Genomic DNA, 26,822 nt, shown 5'->3' on the forward strand with positions numbered 1-26,822 from the left:
TATGGGAGCGAATCTCGAACACTGTTGTAAGAGGTGCCAAGCATGTCCGAATCCCCACGGAATGGCGTCCAGTCGTGGACTGAGTCGATGAGCGCCCGTGACCGTATTCGAGCCGTCGCCGAGACGCTTCGTGAACCCCGGTCGGTCAACTGGATCAGCGAGCAGGCCGACGCCGCCTGGAGCACGACCAACGAGGAGCTCCAGGATCTTGTCGACCAGGGGCAGCTGCGTCGCGTCGAGGCCGGCGAGACGACGCTCTATCAGCCGGACTATACCCGACTGCTCTTCGAGGAGATCCGCACGCTCATCGAGGAGAACACGCGCGAGGAGCTTCGGAACGAATTGGCCGCGATCACGGAGGAGATCGAGGAGTGGCAGGCGACCTACGACGTCGAGACGTGGGAGGACCTCGAACAGTCGCTCGCCGACGGCGACCTCACAAGTGCCGAGATCCGAGAACGCCGCGACGTGATCGCGTTCTGGCGCGAGAACGAGGAGGATCGCCGCCTCATCAAGCACGCACTAGAACTCTATTCGGATGTCGAAGCCGCTCGCGAACAGATGTCCGACGTGGTTGACCGCGCCACAAGCTAATCCTCTCCTCACACAGCATGATCTTTCTCGCCGGTCGCGACCGCTATACACAGCGGACCCTCCTTCGAGACGTTCACGACCGATTGTCGAAGCAGGCTGGGTGTGAGGACGTGCGCTATCGCCCGTCTCGACGACGCCCTCGGTACGTCATCGTGGATGTTGACCCGACGACGTTCCTGAGTGACTCCTACGATGCGGAGACCGCACGACTGGAGATTCGCTTCTGGTACCCTGCTGGTGTCGGCTACGAATACTACCGCATCAACTGGGTCGAACCAGAGCGGAACCTCATGCTCGGCTTCCACCAGGACGCCGATCATCCGGATCTCGGGCCCTGCCACATCCAGCTCAATTACGAAGACACGCCCGTCGATCGACATAGTGCATCGTTTCTCGATGCGCACCCACTCGCTGTCCTCGATGACCGACTCCAGCAACTGCCTACAGCACTGGAGTCGATTCGCTGGCAGGACGGGCAGCCATCTCTCCCGACGTGGTTAGATTGAATTGTGGCTCGAGAACTGCGGCTACGACGCTTTCCATAGTGCAATTCACGAGAGTGAGACCCCCTTCTACGACAATAATGCGGTCTCCATCTGGTCTACAGGACGGATTATTCGACCCGAATTCGGATCTCAATTTCGTCGGGGTCGTGGATGACGAGACCGTCATCCGTCTCTGTGACTGGTATTTCGCTGCTTTCCAGTCGCGATTGCACAGTGGTGAGCGTACCCTGATCCGGAACGATCACCTCGAACCACGCCAGCCCACGACCGTTGACAGGGGATGTTCGGTGGTGCCACGTGTTCGCCCCGATGTGATGGTGATACCCTCCCGCGGACACGAATGACGCGGCGGGCACGGTCGTTTGTACCTCGAACCCGAGGGTATCCACGTAGAAGTCCCTGAATGCGTCCAGCGACGAGACCTCGAGATGGATGTGTCCGATATCCGTTCCGGGCGGAGCCTGGGCGTCACCTGTGGCCGCGGCTTCGATTGTATCGAGATCGAGCGGTTCGGTGCTGATCCGAACTCGACCGTCGTCGCTGCGGGGCCACTCGTCGCGTGGGAAGTCGCGGTAGATCTCGATCCCATTCCCTTCCGGGTCAGTGAGGTACAGCGCCTCGCTCACCCAGTGGTCAGATGCGCCGCCGAGCTGCCAGTTGTCCCGTATCCGAGCCAGCGCGTCACCGAGCGCCGCCCGTGAGGGGACTCTGAAGGCAGTGTGGTAGAGTCCGGCGCTCGATCGGTGTCGTGTGGGTGCGTCTGCATCGTCCTCCAGGACGAGCAGCGGGGTGTCAGCAACACCGAGCACCGAACGGGTGTCGGTTTCGTCGAGTACACTGAGGCCAACGACGTCCCGATAGAACCCGGTCAGCTCGTCGAGGTCGTTGACGCGGAGTGCAGTTCGACCGATGTGTGTCCCCTGCGGGAGCGTGTCTGTATCCGATGGCGTGGTCATGGTGGACATCTTAGAGACCGATGTTGAGCGCGTACGGCCAGGCGGTGCCACTAACTGCAACCAGTACGAGCGCTGCGCCGAAGAGCGTGGCGTTCTTCAGGAAGTCCGTCATCTCGGACTGGCGCTGTTCGGGGTCATCCACCGTCCAGAAGTCGTGCATGACTGGCGTCACGCCGAGGAAGAACAGCGCGATCGCTGCCGCACCGACGAGTGGATAGACACCGAGCGCGATGGCAAGCCCGCCCAGGATGAGCATGAGGCCGGATCCGATGACGGCAAGCCGGGGGGCTGGGATACCCTTGGCCTTGGCGTAGCCGCTCATCCCGTCGAGGCCCGTGAAGTGATTGAGCCCCATGAACCCGAGGAGGACGCCGAAGACGAGTCGACCCACCAGGAAGGCGAGGCCGCCAGCTGTAGTCTCCAGGACCATCAGACCGCGCCCTCCGGCTGGCCGCCGGTCATCTGGACGATCTGCCCCGTTATGCCGCCGTTCGAAAGCAGATGGATCACTTCGTTGACGATGGCTTCGGGGGCCGTCCACGCCGAGAAATCAGCGTCGGGCATCGCCTCACGGTTTCCGGGCACGTCGATGAGGAACGGGGCGATCGCGTTGACGCGAGCATCGAGTTCGACGTCAAGCGATTCGGTCAGCGTGCGAACCGCGCCCTTGCCGACATCGTACGCGAGCGTACTGCCGACAGGGTTGATGGCACGGTCGGAGCTGAACAGAACGACGCCACTGTGCTCGTCGAGGTGGTCTGCGAAGGCCTTGACGGTCAGGAAGGCAGTCGTGGCGTGGCGATTGAGCGCGGCTTGGAATGCATCGCCGTCGGTATCGGTGACGCCGCCCATCGAGAATCCGCCAGCGAGGCCAACGATGTGATCAACGGACCCGTGTTCGTCGGCAACAGTCTCAGCGAAGGCTTCGACCGCCGCCTGATCGGTCAGATCGACCTGATGGTACGATACCTCGTCAGCGTGCTCAGCGCGGGTCGCTATCTCTTCTCTCGCCGTTTCGGTAACGTAGGTGCCGATGACGGTGGCGCCGCGGTCAACGAGCGAATCCGTCACGTACGGGCCCATATTGCCGGTCGAACCGGTTACGAGGACCGTCGAGTTCTGCAGTTCCATTACATTACCTAGTTTGTTTCCAAACCTATATAGCTCAGGCAACAATAGTGTGACCAAGTAATGGCGACCCAACCACCATCGGCTGAATCCGACGACGACACCGAGGTCGAACGACGGAATGCAGACGTCTGCAACGTCGTCGGGGCTGTCGAAGAGATGGGGGCGAAGTGGAAGCTCATCGTCCTCAACGACCTGCGTGATGGCGAAAAGCGGTTCAACGAACTCAAGCGCTCGACGGGCGCGAGTTCCTACACGCTCTCGCGTGTGCTCGATGACTTGGAGGAGCAGGGATTCATCGAGAATCGCAAGGAGTTCGAATCACCGGTCGCGAGTTATTACACGCTGACTGAGAAGGGGGATGCCCTCTGTCCCGTGTTCGAGTCACTCGACGCCTGGGGCGAGGACTGGCTGTGAGTTCGGCGATCAACTCGCGCCAGACGACAAGCCATTAGGCGATCTCAATGTGCGATTGAAACTCGGGTCAGTTCAGACTTTCCTGGGCTGAGTGGCTGTTCAGTCGAAATACAGGTCGCCCCCGACCGACCACACTCAGCGAGGAGAAGCCCGACGATTTGGCTGGGCAACGTTGATGACAATCACTTACGAGATCTGGTCGACATCTGCAGGCGTATCGAAGTCGTGGAAGTGCTCCCCTTTCTCTTTCGTGAGGATGTTGAGCGCAGCAGCCGCACCGTCGCCGGCGGAGATGACCGCCTGCCATTCTTCTGCCCGCACCATTGCCCCCGTCGCATAGGCGTTCTCGACACTCGTCTCCATCGTTACGTCCACGTCGACGACGTCGTCGTCGGTGAATGCACACCCGAGACTTTCGGCGAGATCGCGGTTCGCGCCCGTCGCGAGGACCACGTACGGTGCCTCGTACTCGTCCTCGCTCGTGGTGACCGTGAAGCCGCCATCACCCTGCGCGACGTCTGTAACCTCCTCACTGTCGCGGAGCTCGACACCGTGATCCTTCGTTGCCTGCTCACGGGCGCGTTCGAGGAACACGTCACCATCCATACTTCGAATGCCGAGGTAGTTGAACAGATGGGCCTTATGGAGCCACGTCTTGTCGGTATCGAACACGGTCGTCTCGAGACCGTTCTTGCTGGCGAACAATGCAGCGCTAAGGCCGGCTGGTCCCCCGCCGACGACGATGACGTCTGACATACGTTCTCACTACTCTCCCCCACCAAATAAAATCGGCTTTTCCAGGGTCGACGAAGCGAGGCTTGATACGCCATCGGAAGGTATTGATCAGCCGATCGAATTCGAACTACAAGTACAAGTTCATGAGTAAATGGGGGTGAGGGATAGATGAGCTGGGGGATTGTCTAGGGACTCTCCGTTAGTCGTCGTCGGCCGTCTCGATTTAACCGGCGTTCAGGACCTCGACACCGCCGGAGAGTTCGGTGTTGGGGTACGGCATGTCGAGTCCTTCGACGTCGAAGCGTTCCTTAACGGCCTCGACGAACCGTGCCCGACTCACTCCGTAATTATTCTCTCCTTGGAATCTGTTCAGATCGCCGATTCCGCCGAGCAGCGAAATACCCGTGAACAGGACATCGTTGAAGATGTCTTGTCTTGGCAGGTACGACAGAGGGAGATGATGGATCCTGCCGAGATAGTGACCGTCTTCACGTTCGGTTCTCCTAGCACGCGACGTATTTCGACGGAGGACCTCCGTTTCATAACAGACTCACGCTAACCTACAAGTGAACGGGTATCGTGACGGGCTGCGAGACGTGTGCAACCGGCGGTAGACGTCGATACTGATCGAATTCCTCGAACGACTCGAACAGCGATGACCCACGCGCCATCTATCTCCGTTTTCTGAACGTTGAGCTCCTCTATTCGCGTGTTAACCCCAGTACCTGTGCTGTTGGAAGCGACCACCCATAGATGAGTGCACCAATCCGTGTTCCAACGACCATCGCTGCACACAGCGCTGCAGCGATTCCGTCTGAACCGCCGACAGTGACGACGAACCAGTACGTGCTGCCGCCCAGCACCGCACAACTGGCGTAGAAGTCGTCAAGCAGGATGAACGGTGAGCGGTCCAGCAGGATATCCGCGACAGCACCACCTCCCACGGCGTTAATCGTCGCGATTGCAACGACGCCGAAGGCGGGGATGTCGGCCTGGGTCGCAACGATAGCGCCGGTCGTGGTGAACGCAGCGAGCCCGATCGCATCTGAGAGCAATGTCACTGGATGAGTATCAGCTGACTCGAGTGCAGCACTCACCCCTATCGCCAGCCCAACACCGAGCAGGCCGAGACCAATCTCGATGGGTGAACTGAGTGCGAGCGGGATCCGGTTGACGAGGAGGTCACGGGTCATCCCGCCCGCGAATGCCGTGGCGAGGCCGACCACGGTGACTCCGAACATGTCGAACTCCTCGCGGATCGCCTTGGTGGCGCCGACGAGCGCGAACGCGACGAGCCCAATCGTGTTCATCACGGCGAATGGATCTACGAACAGTGCGTCGACGAACTCCTGCGTCACTAGTTTAAAACAGGATAAGGTGTCTGATGAGCGCTTCGCCTCCGGTATCTCCCGCCTCGCTACTACGTTACACATTACAGGAGATCTATGCGACGACAGGAGTACTCGATCATCTCCCACTCACGACAGGCCCGCAACTCAGAATTGACGAGATCCTTTGAATACGATGATTCAGGTGGCTAACTCGCACAGTATGTCTTGATGGGATCGGATGGTTGGTGCGGTGACGCTCGCCGCCGCAGCGACCTCCGCCTGCGTCAGCCATCGTCCCTCTTCCCGACCCGCCTTGTACAGACACGCGGCTGCGAACCCTGATGGCTTGACTCCCGACGCCACGCCCGTCGATTCCGACTGTTCAGCCAATCTCCGAGCTCGCTGTCGGATGTACGTTGGCACATCGAGATCTGACGCGAGACGGGGGATGAATTCACTCGGGCGAACCGGCTGGGTCGGCAGCCCGAGTTCTGTATTCAACGTCTTGTACGCATTCATGATTCTCGATTGGTCAACGCGTGCCGCGTCGACGACATCGTCGAGCAGTCGTGAGAGACCGTTACAGCGAGAAGCCCCGTAAACGCTGGCGGCGGCCATCGCCTCGATTGATCGGCCTCGAAGCAGGTCTTCAGTTTGAGCACTCCGGAACAGCTGGCATGCTTGATCACGAACCGACTCTGCGAACTCGAGAACGCTTGCGATTCGGCGAACTTCACCCAACCCGTGTGCGAGGTTGCGCTCGGCTTTCGACTGGAATCGCCCGCGAGACTGCTCGCGGCGCATTCGAGCTACTTGACGTCGCTTCTGGCCGGAGAGTTCGTTGCCATTCGCATCGGTTTTGCGACCGATCTCGGTTGACAAGCCCCGGTCGTGGCGTGCCGCGGTGAGTGGTGCGCCCGTTCGTTCTCGTTCGTCATCCTCGTAGGCCCGCCACTCCGGGCCGTGGTCGATTCGATTCTCGCCGATCACGAGACCACAGTCCTCGCAGACGGTTTCGACCGTGTTGGTGGTGACCCGACCATCGCACTCGGGACACTGGTTAGCGCTTGACTCCGTCTGGATGTCTTCGTCGAAGCCAGTTTCGTAGATCTCTCTGGTAGCCATGATGTTCACGAGGGGACGAGGCGTTGCTCGGGACGCCCCTCAGCCACTCTGGGGGCAAACAAACGCCGTGCAGTACGGCAACGATGGAGTCCCACTGTGGCGAAAGCCCGGCAGCACAACGTCGCCTTAGCGCCGTGAGCAGCCCGGACCGTGGAGGTGGTGGGAGGTGGCGGTGACCGCTACACACCAGCAAAAAAAGAGGCGCGTCGCTCCGGCTATTCCCACCAGCGACCGCGCTCAGGGAAATGCACGGTGCTCCAGCCGGTGAGCGCTATGGAGACGCGCCCGTTGTACCAGTTCTTCGCAGCCCCATAAATGCGAACTCGTTCGCCTTCTTCGATCCAGGGTTGGTCACTCGCAACCCACGACGTCAGCTTCGTACGACCGCTCTCGTCTTCGATGAGCCCCACCTGAGAAATGGCTGCACTCGACGGCTCCCACAACTGTGTCACAGTACCTTCGATGCTCACCTCTTTGCGATTGACGTCCTCGAGCTTCCCGATGGGAACCACCTGTCCCGGCGCCGTCTCTAGCTCCTCGAACACGCCGACGACTGCACTCATCAGGTCTTTTCCACCGACGACGGCTTCACCCAGCCGCCGACCAATCGCTGCTCGCGACCAGCCATCCAGCTTTTCGGCCAGCCGCATCGACTGCTTGTTCACCGCCGCCAACTGCTCTTGCGCGAGTTCTGCACGAGGATCGTCCCGCTCCGGGTCCGCCATCGGATTCACGCTCGCCGCTCGTTTCTGGAACTCTGCACGCCGCTCAGCGCTCCGCCTCGCCGCGATGTCTCGCGTCCGCTTTTCCCGACCGTCTTGCGTCCCCATCTCTGCTTGGGCACTGATGCGCTCCAGCTCAGCCTCCCGCGCCCGAATGCACTCTTCCTGTTCGAGGGTCGCCCCGTAGATCCGCTCGTCACTGGTGTCGACCATCCCGTCCGGGTGGTTCGCATCGACCTTTGCCTGCACCTCCATCTGCACCGTTGCCTGGAACTCCGGCGTCTCATCGACGACCTCGAAGCCGTCTTCGTCGACCGTCGCTTCGTCCGCCTTTTCGAATGCCTGTTCATCGACCGAAACTACATCAGTGGTAACGTTCTTACTTGACATTGGAATCACTTACAGGGTGATTTCCGACGAAGGCGCTCACGCGCCGACACCGCGATGCTGCTACATCGCGGTTTTCCGACGACAACGACCGACAGACTCGTCTGCGCGCTCTCGCTCGCGCCTTCGTGAGCGCCCCCTGGGGCGCGAGCGAGAGCGCGCCATAGGGAGGCCACCCAACCAGCACCGCGCGTCGACCCGCCCGGAGCGAGCGTCCAGCTTTAAGCCGTTTCTCGTGTCCGGCCCGGACTGCGGGTTCGTGTCCAGGGCGACGGTCGTGAGCACGGCGAGTCGTGGTGTGACTCGCCGCGCGGAACGGCCCAAAGCGCTGGAACGCGAAAGCCCGCGAGGGGCGCAACCGAAAACGCGCTTAATGCTGGCGTCGAGACCAGATTCACTTTAGCCCGGAATGGGCGCGGGCGGTGCGGAGAGCGCCCACACGCCCGGAATGGTCGGTCGCGAGCGACGCGGAGGGCGGAATGCGGCGAGCGGTGCGTGCCGTTCGTACCACACCAGCCAGCCAGCCGATGGAGATCGCTGGCTCACCAACAGACTCCGGGCGGGACTGAAAGGGGCCGGGCACTCGACGGCCCCGACGACGCAAGCACCGCAGGAACGAGGCGCGCAGCGAGTCGCGGCCGTCGAGCGTCCGGGGGCTTTCGAGATAACCACAACTGATGCTAACAGCTGTTTGTCTCTCCAGAAGACGTTTCACACAGCGTTGACCACCTAATCATATGGTCCCGCTGACGCGTCGCCAACTCCTCCTCCAGACTGTAGCTGCCGGGAGTCTACTGAGTTTAACTGGATGTACCACCCCAAACGTTCCCGGTTTCTCACGAGGGAAGTCGGTGCCGAAGCCGTTCACGAACGACACGTACACCACGAGCTACACGACGTCTGGTCGCTGGCTGATGGAGGGACATGATGGCGGCCGAACCGGCCACGCGGCCTCAGCAGTTCCAAACGGCGACGTCGACGTCGCGTGGCTTCGCCGTCCAGGGAACGATCCACATGGCGCAACGGCGCCGATCGTCGGCCCAGAGCGTATCTACATCGCCTATGTCGAGGAGCCGGATGATACCGAATATTCGGAGGTATACCTCGCAGGGTTCGATGCTGAATCCGGCGAGCAGCAACTCGACGTGAACCTCGAAACAGGTCGTGCCGTCGGACTTGCACTCGCTGATGAGACGATCCTTGCTGTGACTCGCGGGCTGGACTACGAGCAGACGACGCTGACAGCCCTCGCCCGCGACGACGGATCGACCCAGTGGACGGAGACAATTCCAGACGTAACTGGCTCGCCAGCAGTCGTGGACGGAACGTGTTACTTGGCGACGCGAGACGAGGACAACACGGTGTACGCCTACGCGCTGGATGGCACCCAACGGTGGCGCACACCCATCGACGGGGAGTGCTACACGGCGACCTGTGCGGACCGCGACGGCGTCTACGTCGGGTTAACCAACGGGCGTATTGCAGCGCTCGACGCGACGACGGGTGAGCTACGCTGGAGCGAACAGATCGCTACGCCTGACGAGTGCTGTCCGGACATTCAGGGCACCCCGACGGTCGCCGACGGCCGCCTATACGTCCCGGGAATCGCCGAGGAACTCGTCGCCGCCGATACCGCCGATGGAACCGTGCTGTGGCGGACGACCGTCGTTGACGAAGACTACGGGAACGCGATCCCCTCACCAGCGGTCACAGCGGACACTGCGTACGTGAATACGTATCACGGAGGGCTCGTTGCAATCGATATTGCAGACGGGTCGATTCGCTGGCGGTCAGCCGAGAGTGGGTACAATCAACCCCCCGCTGCCGGTGACGGTGGCGTAGTCGTGCCACAGAACGACTCCGTCATTGCCTACGAGACGAGTGACAGCCAAGCGTGGAGAATCGATATCACCGTCCCAGACATCGGGATGGCAGGCTACATCATGGACACGGAAGTCGCGCTAGCGCACGGTATGTGCTACGTCGGAATCGCTGATGGCCGAATTTACGCGATTGGTGCCAGCGAGGAATAGAACGTCCTAACTGACTGAGCGGCTTGACTGAAGTTGCAACTAGCAACTCGGAGTGGCACCCTCACCGAAACGGTGTTTCGAACTAGTGTTGTTACGGATGATGGAAGATTGACCCCGTCAACTGTATCGCTGCAACGGAGTACGGTACAAGCGAACAGAACCCGGACCTGCGCCTGGATACTTCTTGTATCAGTCCGCTCTATTCGGTTGAGGTGTGTCACGTCCGATGGCAGTGCGGATATCGGAGACGGTGTGTTCAACGAGTTCACGAACGCTTCCCGAACGCGTGAGGAACAGTCCGACACCGAGCAGGGTATAGACGGCGGTGTAGGCGTACAGAATGAGGAGACTGATCTCTGCAGATGCTGGTTCGGCATACGTTTGGATGACGTAGAACTCAGCGACGACTTGCGAGACGAACAGTACGAGCAGTGTCACTGCCTCACGGGTGCTGATCTCGAAATTCATTAGGATAGCAAGTGCAAAGAGGCTCTGGGCGGCGGTGATCCAGATCTCGGCAGCTTGTTTCTGATCGAACGAAAGCGTCCCAATGTGGCCGGCAGCGATGGAGTACACAACCGCAAGCGTTCCGATAAGCAGCGTCCATTGGTTGAGCTTCGAAGAGATGAGCGCGTTGAACCCGGCGGTCGAGCGTGCCTTGTTAACGAGATAGGCAACGACGATGAGTTCGGGACTCTCACTCGCCAGCGGCGCAAGCCACTGAATCATGAAGAATGGCGGAACACCGAGGGCAGTGCCGAGTTCTTCGAGACCCAACGCGAATGGGTGGACTGCCTCGAAGATGATCACCCCGGAGAACGCGAACAAGAAGAGGACTACTCCGATTCGCGGTCCCTTGGAGTACGCCTGGAAATACGCGGGAACACCGACGTGTGCGTCCGTCTCCTCGATATCACCGCGGATGACAATGAGGATGTAGAGGGCGAAGAGCCCGACGAGGACGATCGTGTCAATGATGCCGATCCCGTCGCCGAGCGGGATGAAGAAGGCGTACGCTGTGGCCGCGAGCAGAAACGTGATTTCGAGAGAGATGTCACGGTCGATGGCGACCGCGTCTGTGAGGAAGCCAGCGCGGTGGCGAACTGCTGAGTCGCCGGTGCGTTTCGCTCGGTAAATCGTGAACAGGGCGATACCGGACCACCCGAGGCCGATGAGGATTCGGTTCGCTCCAGTCATATTCGCGATGGCGAGGTTGGCTGCCTCCATGCCACGTGCGGTCCCCTCAAACGCACCGGCGTTCCATGCGTACAGCGCGTCGACAGCGTACTCGGGGGCAACGGCAAGAACTGCGAGTACTGCGATAGCGAATGCGGTGGGGACGTCCTTTTCGGCGGTTTCAGCGCCCCACGCGAGCAGGAACGCCGCACCGAGGATGGCAAGCCCACCGACAAGCACTGCCATCGCGGGGGAGATGTTCGTATGCGGGTTCGCTGGGGTCGAAGCAGGATCGAGGTGATACCCGTTCGTTACGAACAACGCGATGAACGGGACTGTCAACAAGAGTGCCGCAGCGACAGCGATGAGTGGATGCCGAAGACGACCGATCATCGCCCTGGTCGGCTGATCGACGTCTCTCGTCCACTCGTACGATCGCCTTCTCCGGTGGATGAGGGGATCGCGTCGACGGACTGAAGTAGTGAGACTCGTGTCGCCTGATCTGTCCGTGTTCTCATGTATACCGTAACCACGCGATAACCCATCAAAAACCACAAGATAACACGCTAACTGTCGAAATCCGCGGTGTGACGGTATGAGTGGTCGTTCTCGGGGGAGTAGCGGAGGAACGGATGTTTCGCCTGTAGAATACCTAAGACACCCGTTCTGAAGCGCTATGGGGTTAGCGAGTACTATGGCTGATCTACGGTTACTCTGAAGTGATTATTTGCGCATCTGGTGCACTTCGTTTCACGCTCTGAATTCCACGTTCGGCTCCTTGTTTTGACGAATATCCCTCACCACTATCTGCAATAATATTCCCGTTCGAAACAACTAGTCGCCACCGCCACTCGTTGGCACCATCTTGGTAGATCTCGAACCTCGGCTCTCTCGGCATATGGGCTACTTTCGTAGTTGTGCAGTAATAATTTGTACATGCTCAGATACTGTCGTCGTACAAGAGCAAAATTGACGCGAAGGGCGGCAGCAGCGAGCGGGGCGTGCCGTAGAGAAACACCATTCAATCGGACTCGACGCTCGGTGACACAGTCGATATCCTGGTGGACTTAGAAAGGGCGAGGCCGTCTCGGTCGTCCCCCGATCCCGCCAAGCACCGAGTGAAACGAGGCGCGCAGCGTGGGTCGCGGGATGCCGAGCGGCTGAGGGCTTTCTGGCGTGAGGTCTCAGTTGTCTTACTCCGCGTTCAATTCCTCAAGGAACCAGCCAGCCGTCGTGCCGATTCGAACGCCATCGATGTTGCGCATATCGAGGTTGACCGTGGCTGTCCGAAACGGGTAGTGTTCGACGAGTACTCGATGGATGACGGTTCGGACGGTGTCGTCGCCATATCGATCAACGACAGTAGCCATGGCCTCATCGAAATGGGCGTCCTGGTGATCTTCTCGCTGGTTCCGTGCTCGCTCGAACACGAGTTCGCAGACATCGTCGACCGACGCGTGGGCTGGATTTCCCGTCCGTTCACGAACGTCGTAGAGGGCGTCGGTATCGATCATGAGTCGAACCTATCCACCGTCAACATCCTCAGGCGAGCCAGACGCAGTCGTCTCGAGACGGCGCTGACGGCGAATCTCCGCCAGAGCATCTTCGAGCGTCGCAAGGTCGTCAATCGCTGTCGCCTCACTCATAATATCATCGAGAAGCGCGGCTCGCTCGACAGCGTCGGCATCACCCTCGGTTGTCTCGATCGAATCGATGACCACTGACCGGTCCTCAGTCCAGCCACACGCCCAGCAATTTCGGGCAATGATGATCTGCTCGTCTTCGTCGCCAGCGAGTAGTGCATCCGTCACTGATGCTGAGAGCGGCTGATCCGGCCCCACTTCCATCGTTACTGGGCCACCACACGCCGGGCACTCCATACCGACACCGAGTACCGCTGTCGCTTTCAATATGTGGCGTCAGTGCCATTCACTCACACGATGTCGAGAGGACTATCGTAGCAAGACCGCTCATCTTCAGAGATCCTCACGAATCCGGCCCGTACACCTGATCGGAGGTTTCCTTACGTGCCTCTTCGACGGCTCGTTCGAGGTCGTCCGCATCGACGGTCTCTCCGAGTGCTGCCAACTCGGTGTCGATCTCAATCGGGAACTTGACGCTGACACTCGCGTATCTCATGGTAGTACCATCGTGCTACGGAAACGTAACAGCCGGGGTCACCGGACTCGGACCGGAATTCTACTCCAAGAGAGCCAATAATTGGGCGACGTAGGGGCTATTCACCCAACTCCGATGCGGGCTAATGGTTACGATGAGCGTTCGCGCCTCTTCATGGGTCATGTGGTCATTGCGAGCGTAATCACAGAGCAACCGTGGTGTCGGGACGATACGCGGACCCTGCAGGACGGCATGAATGAGTGCGAAATTCGTCCCGCCGAACTCGTCGGTCAGAAACCCGTCGACGTCGAGGGCGTTCGCGAGCACGATACCGTCCGTTTCGCCGTCGTCGAGGCCGAATGTCGGTCGTGACTCGGGCGTGTCGACTCGTTCATAGGGGTCGTCGACCGTGTAGTGAGTGCGGGCGGCGAGGACATTGGACGCTGCAGCGCCGTGGATGTCCTGGTACTGAGCCATGTCACGGAGTTCTGCAACGACTTCCGGTGGAACGGAGACGTCACATGAGGTGAGGAGATACTGGAGAGGGTCCGGCGCGGTGTCGGTGTCGTAGGCTGCGTCGGCTCGTGGGACGGCGAGACTGACCAGCGCACTCGTGTCGGCAACGACTGTCCGCAGCCGCGGTCTGCTCATCGCTCGTCGCCGTCCGCGGTATCGACCGTCGTCGCGTCGTCGCCGTAGATGTCGACGTCAGTCGGCGCTGCGAGATCGAGCGGTTCACCCTCGAGATCTGCTTTGAGGAGCCGGAGCCGTTGGGCAGTCTCGGCACCGACAAGCTGCTTGACCGTCTCGAACTCGAGTTGGTCGTCGTAGTATTTCGTCGCCACCAGTTCCTGGAACGTCTCGCTGTCGGCGGTCTCTTCGATGTACTCGCGGATCGCTTCGACGAGGACATCGGTCCGATCTTTGTCGAAGAGGTCCGCGATTGCGTCGAGACGCTCGACGAGGTACTCCGGGGACTGGAAGTGGACCCGTCGGGGCTTGTCACTCGAGCTCATTCTATGTGCAAGTTCTGCACACAGCCGGATAACGGTTCTGGTGTATGCACATAGCTTGCACATCGATACAGAACAATGGTTGAACGGGCTGTTCGACGCTACTGCGACGTGGCGTCACGAACAAGATGTTCGTCGAGGTCGCGCGTCCAGTACGTTGTGAGCCCGCCAGGACTACAGCGGACACAGAGGTGTAGTGTCCCCTCGAGATGGCCGAGCTCCACGCGAAATCGAGTGAGCGCTGCGAGCGTGTCGACGACGAGACCACACCCATCGCAGGCGTGGTGATCTCGGTCGTCGGGGTCGGCCCGGGTTTGGACGGCGCAGTCGACACAGATCGGATGCGAAACCCGCTCATCTTTACCCCAGGTGAACGCGTCGCCACGCTCCGACCCAGGAAGCGCATCGCAGAACGCACATCCTGAAAGCGTCTGCTGCATTACGACGTCTCCTCGGCGGCATCCCGGCCAGCCGTCCATCCACGATGGAAGACGGCGAGCTGTCGAATCGCGTTGAACGCTTCGTCACTCGGTTCGTGAACGAGGACTCGCTGCTCGGCGACCGCCGTCACGACACCGTCGTCGACGAGGTCACTCACGAGCTGTTGCGCCGTCGTCTCGTCGATGTCCGCCGTCAAGGGGCGGGCCACATCCCGGTCCTGTGCGAGGAATTCGGTTTCGAGCCGTTCGTAATCGGCTGCCGTATCATCGAATGCGTCTGGATCAGTCATATGATGTCACGCTCCGGCACGCTCGCAGGCGCGCCTCGCGTCTCTTGGTGCTGACCAACTTGACCGTATTCGCCTAGCTCTCACCTTCTGATTGGCAGAGAGGGACCGCCTCGCTATACGTTCTGATGATATTAACCAACAAAAAGCAGGAAACCCTAACCTCTGTTGGTTAATACAACTGACAGGCGAAACTGCTCTAGATGAAAATTCCCGGTGACCGCATCTTATATTTGACTCCACGTTTTCGTTCAGATTGCACTATGATACCACTGCAACAGGGGCTCCCAGTCGACCCCCAGCAGTATATTCCCCCACTCGTCAGCGCCATTACGACGGTGGTGTTGTTCGTCGTTGCGTTCGCGCTCATCTACTGGCTCGGGAAGTACTTCATGTCCCGGACAGTCGAGCGTAGTCTCGAACACCGCAACTTCGATCGAACTCTCATCGATCTCGCGGTGAGCACGACCGTCATCGTGGTCGCCGTTGTCGCTGTCGCGTTGGCTGCAACGGTCGCCGGCTTCGGCGTCGTTCTCGCGGCGTTCGCGACTCTTGCCGGTGCGCTCGCCCTCGCCGTCGGCTTCGCTGCCCAGGACTTGATCGCGAACTTCGTCGCCGGCGTGTTCATCATTCAGGACAAACCATTCACAACAGGCGATTGGATCGAGTGGAACGGTAACTCCGGTGTAGTGCGTGAAGTCCAGCTTCGGGTGACGAAACTCGATACGTTCGATAACCAGCTCGTCACAGTCCCGAACAGCGACCTCGCGAGTGCGGCGCTGATTAACAACGAGGCGAACGACGAGCGTCGCGTGTCGGTCGGATTTGGCATCGGCTACGAGGACGATATCGAACAGGCACGGAAGGCGATTATCGACGAGGGTGCTCGCATCAAGGGCGTGCTCAATGAGCCCGAGCCGACTGCCCCCGTGACGGAACTGGGTGACTCGGCGGTTGTACTCGACGGGCGGATCTGGATCGACCCAGATCAGAGTAGCTATGGGGCGGTCCGCGCACAGTTCGTTGAGGCGGTCAAGGAACGCTTCGACGCCGAAGGACTCGACATGCCCTACCCCAACACCGAACTCTCCGGCGGTGTCGAGGTGACGAACGTCAGCGAGATAGAAGCTCCCTCGGACGACTAACTGCGTCCCTGCCATCAATTGGGCTCGTACCGATTCCTGGTGGTCAGGGAATCAGCGCCACCTGTTCGACGTCGTTAGTTTCGACCTGTTCATATTCGTTGCTCGAATGATATGGAGTTGCCAGAGGCTCTTACACGCTCGTAGGTGGACTCCTTACTCGCAAGCGGTACCAACTCAGCCAATGCTGACAGAGAGTATCCCCCGACGCTCCCCAATCGTCAAATCCTGCGACACCAATACGGTACGTAATGGAGAATTCGCGGACCCCGATCAACTCCAGTGAGGAAGCTGCGCTCGATCAGCTCGAGCAGTACTTCGACAGAGCGGGGACTGACGAGACGCTCACGCGAGAGGACGCCGTCGCCCACCTCATGGATCAAGGCGTCGAGCGTGCCGACGCGCGAGCACACGTCGAGCAGTTGCTGTTGAAGGGTTACCTCTACGAAGTCGAAGACGAACTTCGGCTGCCATCACGACTCTGACGAGGGTTGACTGCCGTTCCCTGCGGCCAGATGTTACAACCAGATAGTCGCGACGATTACCACGAGGGCCACGAGCGCGCCCCACGACTTCATGGCCCAGAACCGTCGCCCGACTCGCCGACACAACTGTCGGAGCTGATCTCGGAGGGCTGCACGGCGTTCCGCTTCTAGAACGTTGACCTCGTCGTAGTAGTCGCGTCGATCCGCAGGCAGCCTCCGGAGTGTTGTCTGACACTCGCTGCAGGTGTACTCGAACTCCGCCCGGACGTGTTGCCGACGGAACTCTCGCTCACCGCCTTCGTCGAAGCTCGTCACCTCGTACACCAGCAGTTTCGAGACAAAGCGGCGTGCTCCGCACTCCGGACACCGATCCATCTCAAGCGTTGGTGTCCCGTCGTCGCTGCTCTCTTCGTCTAGCCATCCAGACTGTCGAGATTGCTCGCCGGAATCTCGTGGACGCGCATTGTTCTCTGAAGACGATGCTGTCGTGGACTCGGAGTTACTGAACGTCGGCATGGAATCACTCACTGACCGCACTCAGCTGACCGGGCCCCTTCGCACGCCAGGGATCAATCCGAATGATCGTGACTACTGAGCGCCGTCACCCTTCGTCGGCGCGAACAACAGCTCCGTAGGCACACTTCTCTATTTCGCGTTCGTATGGAGACTGACACAAGACGCGAAGAACCCACCCTCTCATTGAGAACCTCATATGTTCGCCACCCCCGTCACACCGCCGGCTCACACCCCGCCTTCACGAATGGGAATATCTAGACCTATCTCCCAAATTCATGCGCGATTTGAAAAATCAATCTCCGCAAATTGATTGACCTCAATCAGCCCTGTCCAGTCCTCGTCTCTCTGCCCACTCCCGACTGATACATCATCACCTGCCTCTCTCCAGCTCACCACTCGGCCAACGCCGCTCGCCGTGTTATCCGCAGCTGATAACTTTCCAAGTTCCGCCCCTACTCCGACCTTCCCTGAATCCCCTCCTTGCAACACACCGGATTCACACCTCGTACCCCACCCTTCCTTTGGACGAATATCGAGGTACGAACTCCGACTTGACGGCTACAGAATTGCATAGGATAGCGGAGGACTGTTTTGAGGGCGTTATTTGTTATATGAAAACGAGCCTCGGGACTCTCGTTGATATATGCAACGTGTGACGGCCGCTACCCGCTGAATATCAGCGAAACGGGAAAATAGGCGAATAAAGTTACCTATCCTATATGAAATCAAGTCCCGACGATAAATGAAAACCGAGGGGGCAGAACCGCTAAGACTGCTCAATTACTCACGGAGAACCCCTCATTCGTATTTGCAAACCGCAGTCCTAAACGTTCTCGAAAGACCGGCGGATGGATAGATACGTGAACTGACAACGGAGACCGTGTCCGCTCGACTCGATAAGTTACTGTGATGGAGACGCTCCTTGGTCATCGATCTGCTCGTACATCTCATCGGGGAAGGGGAGGCTTCCATAGATCGAGTACGGGCACTGGTCGCGCCCGATGCAGTACCGCTGCATATCATCATTCGCACAATTCATCGGGAGGGGGATTTCGCCGTCGATGTCGTTATCGAGTTCGTACCGAATCTGGTACTCAGTCTCCTCCTCGTCGTACCAGGGCCACCGCGAGAACAGGTCTTTCACATCGCTGATGAATTCCTCCGTACTCGCGTCCCCGTACTGGGGAAGCCACCACGCCATCCGCACCAGATTGAACAGGTCCTTCCGAACGGGTTTCTTTTCCTGGAGGCGCTCGTCCATCGCTGCCATGCAGGGCAACTCGAATAGATCTTCGAGCTCGTCGACGTGGAGGGGTTGCGCACCGTCGCTGTATTCGGTGAGTGTGTACCGATTCAAGCGCGCGTTCTCGACGGTGACGCTCGCGTGATCGCGGTTCCGCGAGAGCACCGTGCCGAGACTTCGCGGCGAGGAGATGGACTCACAGACTTGTCGCTCCCACGTTCGGTCCGGGTCGTATGCGTCAACTGCCTCATAGAGGTCGCGGGCAGTCTGCGTCTCACCGAGTTGGGCGACGTCGTCGTCTGCGGCGGAGACGGCGTTGATAATCGTCAGCAGGTCACGTTTCTGTCGGCTCCAGTTTTCCCATACGCGGTGGGTCTGTCCGGCCTGGAAGAACCGGTCGATGCGGTCAGTGATTGCGGATTCGTTCGCGGTGAGCCAGCTCCGTTGGTCTGCGGTCAGCGCCTCTTCTTGAACTGCGAGCAGCCGGCCAAAGGCGTCCTCTGCGTACTCACGGTACTTCGCCATGAAATCCGAGACGGGGACGTACAGGTGGTTGTCCGCGATGTGGGCCTGGATCTCTCCCTGCTGGTTCTCATCCCCCTCCGAACGAGCGAGGCACTTTCGTGAGGCGGCGACGAGCGGAATTTCGAGGTAATACCCCTCTCCGAACTCGGGGCGTTCGGTGATGTCCGTACAGACACGCCCCGGATGGACACCGTCCTTACCGGGATCTTTCGCGTAGAGGGTTTCGGCGATTTCCTGGTGGAGCGACCAGTCTTCGTACTCGCGAACGAGTGAGGCGATATTGTTGACGTAGAGTTCGCGGAGATCACCGAGGAGCGCGAGATGACGGGGTGGCGTATCCTCGAGTTTCGGATGGTCCATGATGCAGACCGCCCCAAGCGTCGTGAGGGTGGCTAGCGCTCCCGGATCGTCGACATAGGGGCGCTCCGCCGCCTCCTCCCGTGTGCTCGGCGCGAACGCATCGGTAGTGAACCGCTCGATGTCTGCGAGCATCTTCTCTGTTTGCTGCTCCCCGTCGACTGTCCACCGCTGATACCCGCGTTCGAACAGCTGCGTCAGCTGTAACTCGCCCTTGTCTCGTGGGAGTGCTGCAACTCGATACGCCGTGTACTCGTCGTCTGTGGGCGTGTCTCGGCTCATGATTCGAGGAAGTTGGGCGTCGCTTCGGTTCGGAAGTCGAATCCCGGATCGTCGATGGGCTGGACGACACGCGAGACGTCGGCGTGGAGCGAGTACGGCAGCCGCATCACCCGACGCCGGTCGGCCGTAACGACTGGATCGATAGGAATCTCGTACTCGTCGAGGAGCAGATCGTTGATGACCTCGCGACTTTGCTCGTCGTAGTGGTGCTCGCGGTCCGTATCGAGCAAGTAGACGTGACAGCCCTGCCCCGAGTAGACGACCATCGTCTCGTCGGCTGCGAAGTCGTCCTCGAAGATGTCCCGGACGGCAAATCCGTACTCAAGGACCTGCTCGATATCGTCGAACGCGTAGGGATATCCCTCAGGCGGGCTGTCAAGGATACCTGTGGCACGAAGCTGTTCAGTCCCGACATCGTCGGCTTTCCCATCGCTTGATTCACTGGAAGCGCGCTGTGCGGCGATGTCCTTCGCGTCGATATCGACCGCGAGGACCCATGATCGCTCCCAGTGATCGAGCGCGTAGTAGACTGCGTCAGGGCGTGGTTCTGGTCGTTCTAGGAGATCCGGGTCTGCGAGCGCGTAGGTGCTCCCTTGAGCGGGGTCGTAGCGTGCGGGGTACTGGATGAATTCGACGAGGTCCTCCACCGAGCCGAACTGCTGGATGGTTCGCTCGCCGGAGTCGCTGGTCTGCCAGGTATCGCGGCGGATGAACGACCGATCGGGAGCGTTCTGCTTCCGGATCGGGTACGCCTCGCGGAAGGCGATAGCGTACTGCTTCGGGCCACTGGCTGTGAGGAATGACGGGAGGGCGTCGAGTTGGTCCGGAAACGTCTCTGTGTAGTAGGTGTGCAGTTCCTCGCGAGTCGCTTCTCGCCATTCCCCAGTCATGGGTCTTGGTCGACCTCCGTTTTCAGGCTCCGGAACGTATGGAGGGCGTCCATCCCCGACAGGTCCTGGTCGTTGATCGCTGCGCGAAGCGAACTGATCGTCCGGGTCTGCGTAGACGTCAACGAGATATCGACTGTGTCAGTGTCCGTGAGCGACTCAATGATCTCCAGAATGAGGTCCTTGTCTTCACACGCCCAGACAGCAGCCGCGTCGACGCTCCCAAGCTTCTCGTAATCCGAGAGCAGCGCGTCGGGATTGTTGCTCGGGGTTTCGACTTCACCTACCCAGACGAGTTCGTCAGCGGCATCGAACCCCGCAACGTCAAACACGACATCCTCCGAATGCTGATGGTAGACGACCGTGCGAGCAACGTCTTCCTGTTGGGTGAGCCATGCTTCGAGGAACACAACGGCAGCCTTGTGTGGCGTTTTCTCACCGAGATCGCCGATACCTGGGCTGGCGTCAAGCGACCGATCGAGGAACCGTCGCCCGGCGGGGAGGACTGTGTAGTACGTCTGCCAGAACGAGCGGTGTTCTTCGATGAACTCCTTCTCTTTGAGCGTCTCGAGGTCGAGATTGGAGAATGGCTCTTTGAGCACGGTCATGCTCTCCAGCAGCGAATACTCCTCGACCTGGTGGTTCATCGCATCCAGTACGAGACCGAGGAAGGCGGCCTCGTCACGCGTGATGCCTTCCTCGCGGAGTGTCTCATCCGGGATGGTCGTCGTTGCGTCCTTGAAACGGGTCGAGTGTGACGCATCTGGGTTCTGACTCTCCTCTGAATCTTGTGGGTGCTTTGACCCACCGTTGGGTGCGGTGGACTCCTCAGAAGCGTCATCTAGCGATGCGAAGTCCTGAATAGTTACCTCGATGCCGTACGATTCGGCGTGCTCGGTGATGGTTCCGAGTCGAGTGAAGAGTTCACTGGACGTCGAAGCGGTAGAGCGAGCGCGCTTGGCGGCAACGAACACGTCGTCTTTGGACGCGAATTGACAGCAGGCACTGGCCTTCCGCTCCTCGGACGTAGTATATTCGGATTTACAGACGTCGCAGACGTAGCACTCGGTGTTCGCGTCGTAGCTCACCTGCTCGGGCAGCGACTCCTCGCCTGTCGTTTCCGCCGAATCCTCTGTGTCCTCGTCGCTATTCGTGGTTTGTATTTCTGAAGCCTCGCTGCGCTCCTCACGGTGTTCTGACGCTGCCTGTCCCGCAGCCGAGAGTTGTTGGCTTCTCTCGGCTTCCTGTTGCTCATCTGCAGTAGCGCCGAACATGGGCGCACTCCCGATATCTCGCTCGTCACTCGATGAGGTGTCGGGGCCGTCCGCTGTGCTCGTTGTTTCGCCCTTCGCAGAGACGCCTGTGTTGTCGCTCTCGCCATCCGCGCCGAAGAATGGTGCATCCGATGGGCTACCGCCGCCAGCGGCCCCAGCGGGCGCTGTGCCCTCGCTCGACGGTGCAACCTCTGCGTCGGTGTCATCGCCGACCTCGTCGAGAGTTTCTCGAACCTCCTCGCGGGCAAATTGATTCGTCCGGCCCGGCAAACTGCATTCGTCCTGCGTTCGCCGCATCACCCGGGGAATCTGCTGTTTCTCGAAGAGATGCCGGTCGTCACCCGACAGCGGCGCATCGCTCTCGGGATGGCCGTCGGGAATCGGCAGCGATGCAAGTGAGAACGGTGCCGGACCCGTCTGTCCGAACTGTGGACTCGGTAACTGGGCGATCCACTCACCGGCTGGCAGGCGACTCACGCGATTACGGAACTCGGTCGTACTCAGATTCTCGTGGGCCATCGACTCGGCGAGCTTCGCGTCTGTCGCGATATTCCCGACGAGCTTCGTCTTGACGTTGTTCAGAATCTCCGTATACGCCCGGTCCGACGTGCTGTACTGCGCGACCTGTTCGGGGTACTGCAGGATCAGGCCGAGACTCACGCCGAATGCTCGGCCTTGGGGGATGAACTGCTCGTAGACCAACGAGGACGTCGCGACAGCTGCCGCCTCCTCGATGATCATATTCACAATCGTGTCGTCGGCGTCGCTTTCGCTCTGACGAGCCCCACCGTTCAGCGACCGCCCACCGCCACGACGGCCCTGGACGGCGTCCCAGAGATTGCTCAGCAGGATCATCGTCAGGGCGTGCTGGGATTCAGCCCGGAACTCACCAAGGTCGAATAGGATGACGGCGTCGTCGTCGACGAACTCGCGGAAGTCGAAGGCGTTCCCGACGTACTCCTCGGCCTCGTCGTCCCACTCGGGGACGTGGGTGAACATCTGGTAGAGGTGTTCGTGTTCGACGAGCTTGTCGAGTCGATTCGCCGCCGCACCCATCGTCTGCTGGAACTGACGCTCATCAACCTGGCACTTCTGGACCAGCGACTGCTCGATATGCGCGTTCGCATCACAGAGTTCGGGGAGCGTCTTATCTCGGCTCATCCGGAAGACGGCCTGAATCAAGTCCTCGAGGCTGAACGCGTCCTGGCCGTACTCCCGGTCGAACAGTGCCTTGATCAGGAAGGTGAGGATCTCGTTGGCGACGTACGCCTGTTCGTGGCGTTCCTCACCGAGAATGAGCCGCATGATCTCGTGGAAGTGCTCGACTTTGTCCTGAACGGCGTCCTCACGCGACCGCCCCATCGCGAGTGCGGGCCGAATATCGAAAAACGAGACGGCAGGGAGGGTATCTGGCGCGTTGAAATAGTAGACGTCGTCCAGGTTTCCGTTTGTGGCGTAGTGGGCGTGGAGATAGTTCTCGGCCATCCCATCGCCCTTCCCTTCCAGCAAGACGGTGGGGCCGTCGACGTGCTCGTGAAGCGAGAGCATCTCGGCCTGTGTAGCCGTTGACTTCCCACTCCCCGTCGACGCCGCCCGAATGTAGCTCGTCGTCAAGAGGTCCGGCGGAATACGAATCGGTTGGTCCAAGGGTTCGTTCCGATTCCGGAGCGGCTTCCCGACCGCCATGCCTGGGCCCGAGAACTCCTCAAGGAGATCCGGGTCGGGCAGTGGTAGTGGCTGACGGAGTCGCTCTTTCCCGCGAGCGCCACGCGAGCCCTCGGTGGTGAGCGTCTGGGCACTCGGCACAGCCACGAAATTCGCGAGTTCGTCCGCGTTCAGAATGAGTTGAGGGCGGCGCTTCCCCATCGAGGACTGGTTGAACGACCGATTCAGCAGTCGGCTCAACTCCTTCCGAGCTGGATCTCGAATGTTCGTCAGGCTCTTCGAGACGCGACTGCCGTCGAGGTGATAGAAGTAGCCGTCGAGGTGGTTGAACGCGTTCGCGAGCGTCTCGATATTGTTCGACGCCTGTGTCCTATCTACGTCATCGGGGTCCTCAGGCAGGACGGAGACGGTGCGGAGGTTGACGAGAAACGTCTGTGAGGGGCCTTTCTGGTCGATGAGTGCCTGCCGTGACGCAACCTCGCCGCTGGCCGCACTCGACGTCTGCCGGGTACTCTCACCGACGTGGGGCGGGTCACGACCACGTCGTCGGTCTCGAATCCGCTCTTCGTCGGCCCCATAGACCATATCAGCCAGACTCGTTCGAGCGGACTGGAGGGCACCGTCGTGTTTCGTCTCAATCTGCTTTTTGCGGCCTTCAGCGAACTTCTGCCAGCTGCTATACCGCGTGAACAACACCTGCAATGCGGTGGGTGCTGTGGCCTCTGTGAGTCGTTCAACGGCCGTCGCGAGTGGCGCTCGTGCTGGGTTTCCCGAACTGGTGCCTTCCTCTTGGACCTGCGAGTACTGCTTGATCGGCGTCATCCAGTCGCGGCTCCGCTCACCGACGCCGCTCCAGCGAGCAGCGATTGGCGTGCGTTCAGAGAGTGACACCTCCTGCTCCTCTGTGTTGGAGTCCTCTGCTGGGAGTTGGGACTCCTCCTCGTCCGTGTCTGGACGATAGAGTTCTGCAGGGAGGTCGACCGTCTCCTCGTAAATCTCGTAGCTGGCTGGGTACGCAGTCTGCAGCTCGGACTCGACCGTCGGCAACATCTCTTCGTCGTCGACACCGAGATAGAATCGTACCGGCGCGTCTTCGCCTTGCGTGAGTGCGAGGAACTCGAATGTGGGCGGACTCTTCCGTGGGTCGTATTTGACCTTCCATCCTGTGCGGAGCTTCCGCAACCCAGCAAGTCGGGACACGATATCAGCCGAATCGACGCGTTCCCGCGCTGGTTCGATGCGGACGTAGCGACGGGTCTCAGTCATCGGCCTCTTGCGGTGCTGTCGAGACACCGGCCTCAGCGAGCAGCGAGTCCGGGATGTCGTAGTCATCGACACGACCCTCCTGGGCGAGATACTCGACGTCACCAGCGTCGATGTACCGTTGACCGACGAGATACTCCCACGGGTCCAAGTCGTCGTCGAGGACGTGAATCTCGTAGTCGTTCACGTGAAGGGCGAGTGACTTTGTCCAGTCGTTGACGGCGAGTAGACACTCTGAGTAGCCGCCGTCTTCGCCGGTCTGCGCGGTCGCGATGAAGTTCTGCTCGGAGGCCGTCAACCCATGGAAGTCGATCATGGCGTCGCTGACCGACTCGTGGTGGAAGATCTGCTTGATGTCACAGAGGTTGTAGACGTTCCGGGCCTTCTCGACGGCCTCCTCGGATTTCTTATCCGATTTCGCGATGAACTCGTCGACCGTCTGTGAGATGAGCGTAATTGCCGTGTTGAAGTGGCGACTGTGTCGGATGAACAGGTCGATCATGTCCGTCGTTGCTGCCCGCCGCAGGAGATAGTGAGCTTCGTCGATGGTGACCTGGGTACGGCGGTCGCTGCTCTGGGCGCGCTGGTAGATCCAGTCGAACATGACGTGCATGAACAGCGGCGCCTGCCCCGTGTCGGCGAACATCGACATGTCGATGACGACGAGGCGATTGTCGAGTTCGACGTTGGTTCGCCCGTTCAGATTGTCGTTCTCGCCGCCGTGCTGGAACGCTTCGAGACCGAGGAGGAGCTGGTAGGCGTACTTCTCGTCGGCCTCTTTGAATCGCATCTCCAGCTGTTCGATCTCCGGACGTACTCGCTCCTCGTCGGCGTCCTCGTGGAGGTCGATGAACTCCGACGGTTGGTCGCCGTCCGTGAGCGCGTGGAGGATGTCGAGGACGTCCTGCATCGTCGGGCTCGTATTCTCGTGCGTCGCCGGGTCGGGGGTAATTCCGTACTTGAGATAGGCGAGACGAACAGCCCGACGGAGAATTCCCTCCTGTTCCTTGCTCAGCGACTGGTCGGCGACGGCCGAGAAGTGCGTGCGGAACAGCTCCATCACCGAGCGGAACTTCTTCTTGAACGGGTCGTCGGCGACGTCGTCGATGCCACGGCGAATCTCGAGCGGATTCACCGTGTTCTGGCCGCCAAAGCGGATGACCTGCCCGCCGAGGTCGTTCGCGAAGTCGACGAAGTCCCCGAGCGGATCGAGGACGAGCATCTCGATTTCGGGGTCCATCATCAGCCGATGGTACATCTCGTGCTTCTCGGCGAACGTCTTCCCAGACCCCATCTTTCCGGCAATCGCCTTCGAGTACGATGAGAGCCGGTAGCGGTCAAGCAGAACGGGCGTGTTTGTCCCGTCGAACCCATAGAAGACGCCTTCAGGGTCCGCAACCGCGGGCTCGATGAATGGGAACATCGTTCCCACCGCGGTCTCCTGCATGAGTTGGGTAGCCTTGATCGGGTCATCACCCAGCGGCGCGAGTGCGTCCTGAGATTCGATTTGGCGTTTGTCGAGGGTGACCGCTTTGGCATTCGCAGCGCCAAGCGTTTCGACGACGCGTTCGGTGGCGTCGTCGAGTTCTTGCTCGGTGTCGGCGATGATCTCGATGTAGATCGCGAAGTCGAAGAGCTTCGTCTCACCGAGGATGATGTCCCAGATGAGGTCTTTGACCATGTCGCGGTCGGCCTCAGCCTCGTGGGTGTCGGTCTGGTTCTTCTCGTGTTTCTTGTGAAGACGGGCTCGCAACTGCGTGAGACGTTTCTGGAGTTTCCGGAGAACCGATCCCGTGTCGCGAGGCTCGATGTGCTGGGTAACGCGGACGTGGTCGTTCGTCGTGTACAGGTTCTCAAGCCACCCGAGGGGAACGCGTTCGGGATAGCCGTGGATGGTGAGGGTGCGGACGAACTGGTCGTTGCGAACCATATATCCCGACTCGAAGAGGTTCGAGACTTCCTGGAGCTGGCGCGGAGCAATCACATCCCGGTCGGCAAGCGTCTGCTCGGTCTCGTCCTGCACGATGCCGAGTCGGAGTTCTCCCTCGTCGACGTCCTCGACCTCAAGCAGGTACTCGGCTTGTTCGCGGATGTTCTTCTTCGTGAGGTCGTCCCCATTCGCTTCGAGGATCTCCGCAGCGCGGTCGAAGGTCTCGTCGTCAATGTCGTCGATGTTTGGCTCACTACTCCCCACGGGAAGCCACGAGCGAAGGCG

General features: G+C 59.9%; 27 protein-coding genes and 1 pseudogene. 6 read left to right on the plus strand and 22 right to left on the minus strand.

What is annotated here, in order from left to right; all coding sequences use genetic code 11:
* Window positions 1–42: 42 nt before the first annotated feature.
* Complete coding sequence (locus AC6RUA_RS20370; RefSeq protein WP_499816290.1) at window positions 43–594, plus strand: DUF7342 family protein; 552 nt, start codon at window positions 43–45, stop codon at window positions 592–594.
* Window positions 595–611: 17 nt separating this feature from the next.
* Window positions 612–1,100 (plus strand): hypothetical protein, encoded by a 489-nt coding sequence (locus AC6RUA_RS20375; protein ID WP_499816291.1) that lies wholly within the window; start codon window positions 612–614, stop codon window positions 1,098–1,100.
* Between the two features lie 107 nt (window positions 1,101–1,207).
* Here the strand turns inward: AC6RUA_RS20375 and AC6RUA_RS20380 are convergent, their stop codons facing one another.
* From AC6RUA_RS20380 to AC6RUA_RS20390, 3 genes are read right to left on the minus strand one after another with little or no spacing between them, the layout of a single operon-like run.
* Window positions 1,208–2,056, minus strand: coding sequence for a VOC family protein (locus AC6RUA_RS20380; RefSeq protein WP_499816418.1), 849 nt, complete (start codon window positions 2,054–2,056; stop codon window positions 1,208–1,210).
* Between the two features lie 10 nt (window positions 2,057–2,066).
* Window positions 2,067–2,486, minus strand: coding sequence for a DoxX family protein (locus AC6RUA_RS20385; protein WP_499816292.1), 420 nt, complete (start codon window positions 2,484–2,486; stop codon window positions 2,067–2,069).
* Window positions 2,486–3,187: an SDR family NAD(P)-dependent oxidoreductase gene (locus tag AC6RUA_RS20390; RefSeq protein WP_499816293.1), complete on the minus strand. Its 702-nt coding sequence runs from the start codon at window positions 3,185–3,187 to the stop codon at window positions 2,486–2,488. Before AC6RUA_RS20390 ends, AC6RUA_RS20385 begins: the two co-directional genes overlap by 1 nt.
* A 60-nt stretch (window positions 3,188–3,247) precedes the next feature.
* Here AC6RUA_RS20390 and AC6RUA_RS20395 point away from each other — a divergent pair, with 60 nt between their 5' ends.
* Entirely contained in the window at window positions 3,248–3,601 is a 354-nt protein-coding gene (locus tag AC6RUA_RS20395; protein WP_499816294.1) for a winged helix-turn-helix transcriptional regulator, read from the plus strand.
* Between the two features lie 186 nt (window positions 3,602–3,787).
* Here the strand turns inward: AC6RUA_RS20395 and AC6RUA_RS20400 are convergent, their stop codons facing one another.
* The 5 genes and pseudogenes from AC6RUA_RS20400 to AC6RUA_RS20420 all read right to left on the minus strand — a co-directional run bounded on the left by AC6RUA_RS20400 (window position 3,788) and on the right by AC6RUA_RS20420 (window position 7,904).
* Window positions 3,788–4,357 carry an NAD(P)/FAD-dependent oxidoreductase gene (locus AC6RUA_RS20400; protein WP_499816295.1) on the minus strand — a complete coding sequence of 190 codons (570 nt, stop codon included), beginning with the start codon at window positions 4,355–4,357 and terminating at the stop codon, window positions 3,788–3,790.
* A gap of 202 nt (window positions 4,358–4,559) precedes the next feature.
* Window positions 4,560–4,688 (minus strand): annotated as a pseudogene (locus AC6RUA_RS20405) (mechanosensitive ion channel family protein); the annotation flags it as partial.
* A gap of 349 nt (window positions 4,689–5,037) precedes the next feature.
* The gene (locus AC6RUA_RS20410) at window positions 5,038–5,694 is read right to left on the minus strand and encodes a trimeric intracellular cation channel family protein (RefSeq protein WP_499816296.1); all 657 of its coding nucleotides are present in this window, start codon (window positions 5,692–5,694) and stop codon (window positions 5,038–5,040) included.
* A gap of 171 nt (window positions 5,695–5,865) precedes the next feature.
* Window positions 5,866–6,792, minus strand: coding sequence for a transcription initiation factor IIB (locus tag AC6RUA_RS20415; RefSeq protein WP_499816297.1), 927 nt, complete (start codon window positions 6,790–6,792; stop codon window positions 5,866–5,868).
* A gap of 215 nt (window positions 6,793–7,007) precedes the next feature.
* Entirely contained in the window at window positions 7,008–7,904 is an 897-nt protein-coding gene (locus AC6RUA_RS20420) for a DNA-binding protein (RefSeq protein ID WP_499816298.1), read from the minus strand.
* An 848-nt stretch (window positions 7,905–8,752) separates the two neighbouring features.
* Between AC6RUA_RS20420 and AC6RUA_RS20425 the strand changes: the two genes are divergently transcribed.
* A complete protein-coding gene (locus AC6RUA_RS20425; protein WP_499816299.1) occupies window positions 8,753–9,934 on the plus strand; it encodes an outer membrane protein assembly factor BamB family protein in 1,182 nt (393 codons plus the stop codon).
* A 189-nt stretch (window positions 9,935–10,123) separates the two neighbouring features.
* On the opposite strand, the gene AC6RUA_RS20430 is transcribed toward AC6RUA_RS20425, so the two are convergent.
* The 9 genes from AC6RUA_RS20430 to AC6RUA_RS20470 form a co-directional block, all read right to left on the minus strand.
* Window positions 10,124–11,503, minus strand: a complete 1,380-nt coding sequence (locus AC6RUA_RS20430; RefSeq protein WP_499816300.1) for a calcium:cation antiporter family protein — start codon at window positions 11,501–11,503, stop codon at window positions 10,124–10,126.
* Between the two features lie 316 nt (window positions 11,504–11,819).
* Window positions 11,820–12,008 (minus strand): HVO_2922 family protein, encoded by a 189-nt coding sequence (locus AC6RUA_RS20435; protein ID WP_499816301.1) that lies wholly within the window; start codon window positions 12,006–12,008, stop codon window positions 11,820–11,822.
* Window positions 12,009–12,303: 295 nt separating this feature from the next.
* Complete coding sequence (locus tag AC6RUA_RS20440; protein ID WP_499816302.1) at window positions 12,304–12,624, minus strand: DUF8158 family protein; 321 nt, start codon at window positions 12,622–12,624, stop codon at window positions 12,304–12,306.
* A 9-nt stretch (window positions 12,625–12,633) separates the two neighbouring features.
* The gene (locus tag AC6RUA_RS20445; protein WP_499816303.1) at window positions 12,634–12,990 is read right to left on the minus strand and encodes a DUF8105 family protein; all 357 of its coding nucleotides are present in this window, start codon (window positions 12,988–12,990) and stop codon (window positions 12,634–12,636) included.
* Between the two features lie 106 nt (window positions 12,991–13,096).
* The gene (locus AC6RUA_RS20450; RefSeq protein ID WP_499816304.1) at window positions 13,097–13,249 is read right to left on the minus strand and encodes a hypothetical protein; all 153 of its coding nucleotides are present in this window, start codon (window positions 13,247–13,249) and stop codon (window positions 13,097–13,099) included.
* A 60-nt stretch (window positions 13,250–13,309) separates the two neighbouring features.
* A complete protein-coding gene (locus AC6RUA_RS20455; protein ID WP_499816305.1) occupies window positions 13,310–13,879 on the minus strand; it encodes a hypothetical protein in 570 nt (189 codons plus the stop codon).
* A complete protein-coding gene (locus AC6RUA_RS20460; protein ID WP_499816306.1) occupies window positions 13,876–14,244 on the minus strand; it encodes a hypothetical protein in 369 nt (122 codons plus the stop codon). Before AC6RUA_RS20460 ends, AC6RUA_RS20455 begins: the two co-directional genes overlap by 4 nt.
* A gap of 98 nt (window positions 14,245–14,342) precedes the next feature.
* Window positions 14,343–14,681: a DUF7558 family protein gene (locus AC6RUA_RS20465; protein WP_499816307.1), complete on the minus strand. Its 339-nt coding sequence runs from the start codon at window positions 14,679–14,681 to the stop codon at window positions 14,343–14,345.
* Window positions 14,681–14,971 carry a DUF8069 family protein gene (locus tag AC6RUA_RS20470; protein WP_499816308.1) on the minus strand — a complete coding sequence of 97 codons (291 nt, stop codon included), beginning with the start codon at window positions 14,969–14,971 and terminating at the stop codon, window positions 14,681–14,683. Before AC6RUA_RS20470 ends, AC6RUA_RS20465 begins: the two co-directional genes overlap by 1 nt.
* A gap of 260 nt (window positions 14,972–15,231) precedes the next feature.
* Between AC6RUA_RS20470 and AC6RUA_RS20475 the strand changes: the two genes are divergently transcribed.
* Together AC6RUA_RS20475 and AC6RUA_RS20480 are read left to right on the plus strand one after the other, a co-directional pair.
* Window positions 15,232–16,113, plus strand: coding sequence for a mechanosensitive ion channel family protein (locus tag AC6RUA_RS20475; RefSeq protein ID WP_499816309.1), 882 nt, complete (start codon window positions 15,232–15,234; stop codon window positions 16,111–16,113).
* A gap of 248 nt (window positions 16,114–16,361) precedes the next feature.
* A complete protein-coding gene (locus tag AC6RUA_RS20480) occupies window positions 16,362–16,595 on the plus strand; it encodes a hypothetical protein (protein WP_499816310.1) in 234 nt (77 codons plus the stop codon).
* A gap of 33 nt (window positions 16,596–16,628) precedes the next feature.
* Here AC6RUA_RS20480 and AC6RUA_RS20485 read toward each other — a convergent pair whose 3' ends face one another.
* The 5 genes from AC6RUA_RS20485 to AC6RUA_RS20505 all read right to left on the minus strand — a co-directional run bounded on the left by AC6RUA_RS20485 (window position 16,629) and on the right by AC6RUA_RS20505 (window position 26,801).
* Complete coding sequence (locus AC6RUA_RS20485; RefSeq protein WP_499816311.1) at window positions 16,629–17,111, minus strand: hypothetical protein; 483 nt, start codon at window positions 17,109–17,111, stop codon at window positions 16,629–16,631.
* A 901-nt stretch (window positions 17,112–18,012) separates the two neighbouring features.
* Window positions 18,013–19,518, minus strand: coding sequence for a primase-associated protein (locus tag AC6RUA_RS20490; RefSeq protein ID WP_499816313.1), 1,506 nt, complete (start codon window positions 19,516–19,518; stop codon window positions 18,013–18,015).
* A complete protein-coding gene (locus tag AC6RUA_RS20495; RefSeq protein ID WP_499816314.1) occupies window positions 19,515–20,408 on the minus strand; it encodes a bifunctional DNA primase/polymerase in 894 nt (297 codons plus the stop codon). Before AC6RUA_RS20495 ends, AC6RUA_RS20490 begins: the two co-directional genes overlap by 4 nt.
* A complete protein-coding gene (locus AC6RUA_RS20500; RefSeq protein WP_499816315.1) occupies window positions 20,405–24,610 on the minus strand; it encodes an ATP-binding protein in 4,206 nt (1,401 codons plus the stop codon). The genes AC6RUA_RS20495 and AC6RUA_RS20500 overlap by 4 nt, the downstream gene beginning before the upstream one ends.
* Window positions 24,603–26,801 (minus strand): VirB4 family type IV secretion system protein, encoded by a 2,199-nt coding sequence (locus tag AC6RUA_RS20505; protein ID WP_499816316.1) that lies wholly within the window; start codon window positions 26,799–26,801, stop codon window positions 24,603–24,605. Before AC6RUA_RS20505 ends, AC6RUA_RS20500 begins: the two co-directional genes overlap by 8 nt.
* Window positions 26,802–26,822: the final 21 nt, after the last annotated feature.

This window comes from Halorarum sp. SLYT50 (assembly GCF_059821265.1).

Coding starts and splice junctions, on each gene's coding strand:
- AC6RUA_RS20485 (WP_499816311.1), bottom strand. CDS start 17,111: ATGCCGACGTTCAGTAACTCCGAGTCCACGACAGCATCGTCTTCAGAG.
- AC6RUA_RS20385 (WP_499816292.1), bottom strand. CDS start 2,486: ATGGTCCTGGAGACTACAGCTGGCGGCCTCGCCTTCCTGGTGGGTCGA.
- AC6RUA_RS20465 (WP_499816307.1), bottom strand. CDS start 14,681: ATGCAGCAGACGCTTTCAGGATGTGCGTTCTGCGATGCGCTTCCTGGG.
- AC6RUA_RS20500 (WP_499816315.1), bottom strand. CDS start 24,610: ATGACTGAGACCCGTCGCTACGTCCGCATCGAACCAGCGCGGGAACGC.
- AC6RUA_RS20390 (WP_499816293.1), bottom strand. CDS start 3,187: ATGGAACTGCAGAACTCGACGGTCCTCGTAACCGGTTCGACCGGCAAT.
- AC6RUA_RS20430 (WP_499816300.1), bottom strand. CDS start 11,503: ATGATCGGTCGTCTTCGGCATCCACTCATCGCTGTCGCTGCGGCACTC.
- AC6RUA_RS20370 (WP_499816290.1), top strand. CDS start 43: ATGTCCGAATCCCCACGGAATGGCGTCCAGTCGTGGACTGAGTCGATG.
- AC6RUA_RS20480 (WP_499816310.1), top strand. CDS start 16,362: ATGGAGAATTCGCGGACCCCGATCAACTCCAGTGAGGAAGCTGCGCTC.
- AC6RUA_RS20440 (WP_499816302.1), bottom strand. CDS start 12,624: ATGATCGATACCGACGCCCTCTACGACGTTCGTGAACGGACGGGAAAT.
- AC6RUA_RS20415 (WP_499816297.1), bottom strand. CDS start 6,792: ATGGCTACCAGAGAGATCTACGAAACTGGCTTCGACGAAGACATCCAG.
- AC6RUA_RS20445 (WP_499816303.1), bottom strand. CDS start 12,990: ATGGAGTGCCCGGCGTGTGGTGGCCCAGTAACGATGGAAGTGGGGCCG.
- AC6RUA_RS20395 (WP_499816294.1), top strand. CDS start 3,248: ATGGCGACCCAACCACCATCGGCTGAATCCGACGACGACACCGAGGTC.
- AC6RUA_RS20450 (WP_499816304.1), bottom strand. CDS start 13,249: ATGAGATACGCGAGTGTCAGCGTCAAGTTCCCGATTGAGATCGACACC.
- AC6RUA_RS20460 (WP_499816306.1), bottom strand. CDS start 14,244: ATGAGCTCGAGTGACAAGCCCCGACGGGTCCACTTCCAGTCCCCGGAG.
- AC6RUA_RS20420 (WP_499816298.1), bottom strand. CDS start 7,904: ATGTCAAGTAAGAACGTTACCACTGATGTAGTTTCGGTCGATGAACAG.
- AC6RUA_RS20470 (WP_499816308.1), bottom strand. CDS start 14,971: ATGACTGATCCAGACGCATTCGATGATACGGCAGCCGATTACGAACGG.
- AC6RUA_RS20455 (WP_499816305.1), bottom strand. CDS start 13,879: ATGAGCAGACCGCGGCTGCGGACAGTCGTTGCCGACACGAGTGCGCTG.
- AC6RUA_RS20400 (WP_499816295.1), bottom strand. CDS start 4,357: ATGTCAGACGTCATCGTCGTCGGCGGGGGACCAGCCGGCCTTAGCGCT.
- AC6RUA_RS20380 (WP_499816418.1), bottom strand. CDS start 2,056: ATGACCACGCCATCGGATACAGACACGCTCCCGCAGGGGACACACATC.
- AC6RUA_RS20435 (WP_499816301.1), bottom strand. CDS start 12,008: ATGCCGAGAGAGCCGAGGTTCGAGATCTACCAAGATGGTGCCAACGAG.
- AC6RUA_RS20475 (WP_499816309.1), top strand. CDS start 15,232: ATGATACCACTGCAACAGGGGCTCCCAGTCGACCCCCAGCAGTATATT.
- AC6RUA_RS20495 (WP_499816314.1), bottom strand. CDS start 20,408: ATGACTGGGGAATGGCGAGAAGCGACTCGCGAGGAACTGCACACCTAC.
- AC6RUA_RS20490 (WP_499816313.1), bottom strand. CDS start 19,518: ATGAGCCGAGACACGCCCACAGACGACGAGTACACGGCGTATCGAGTT.
- AC6RUA_RS20375 (WP_499816291.1), top strand. CDS start 612: ATGATCTTTCTCGCCGGTCGCGACCGCTATACACAGCGGACCCTCCTT.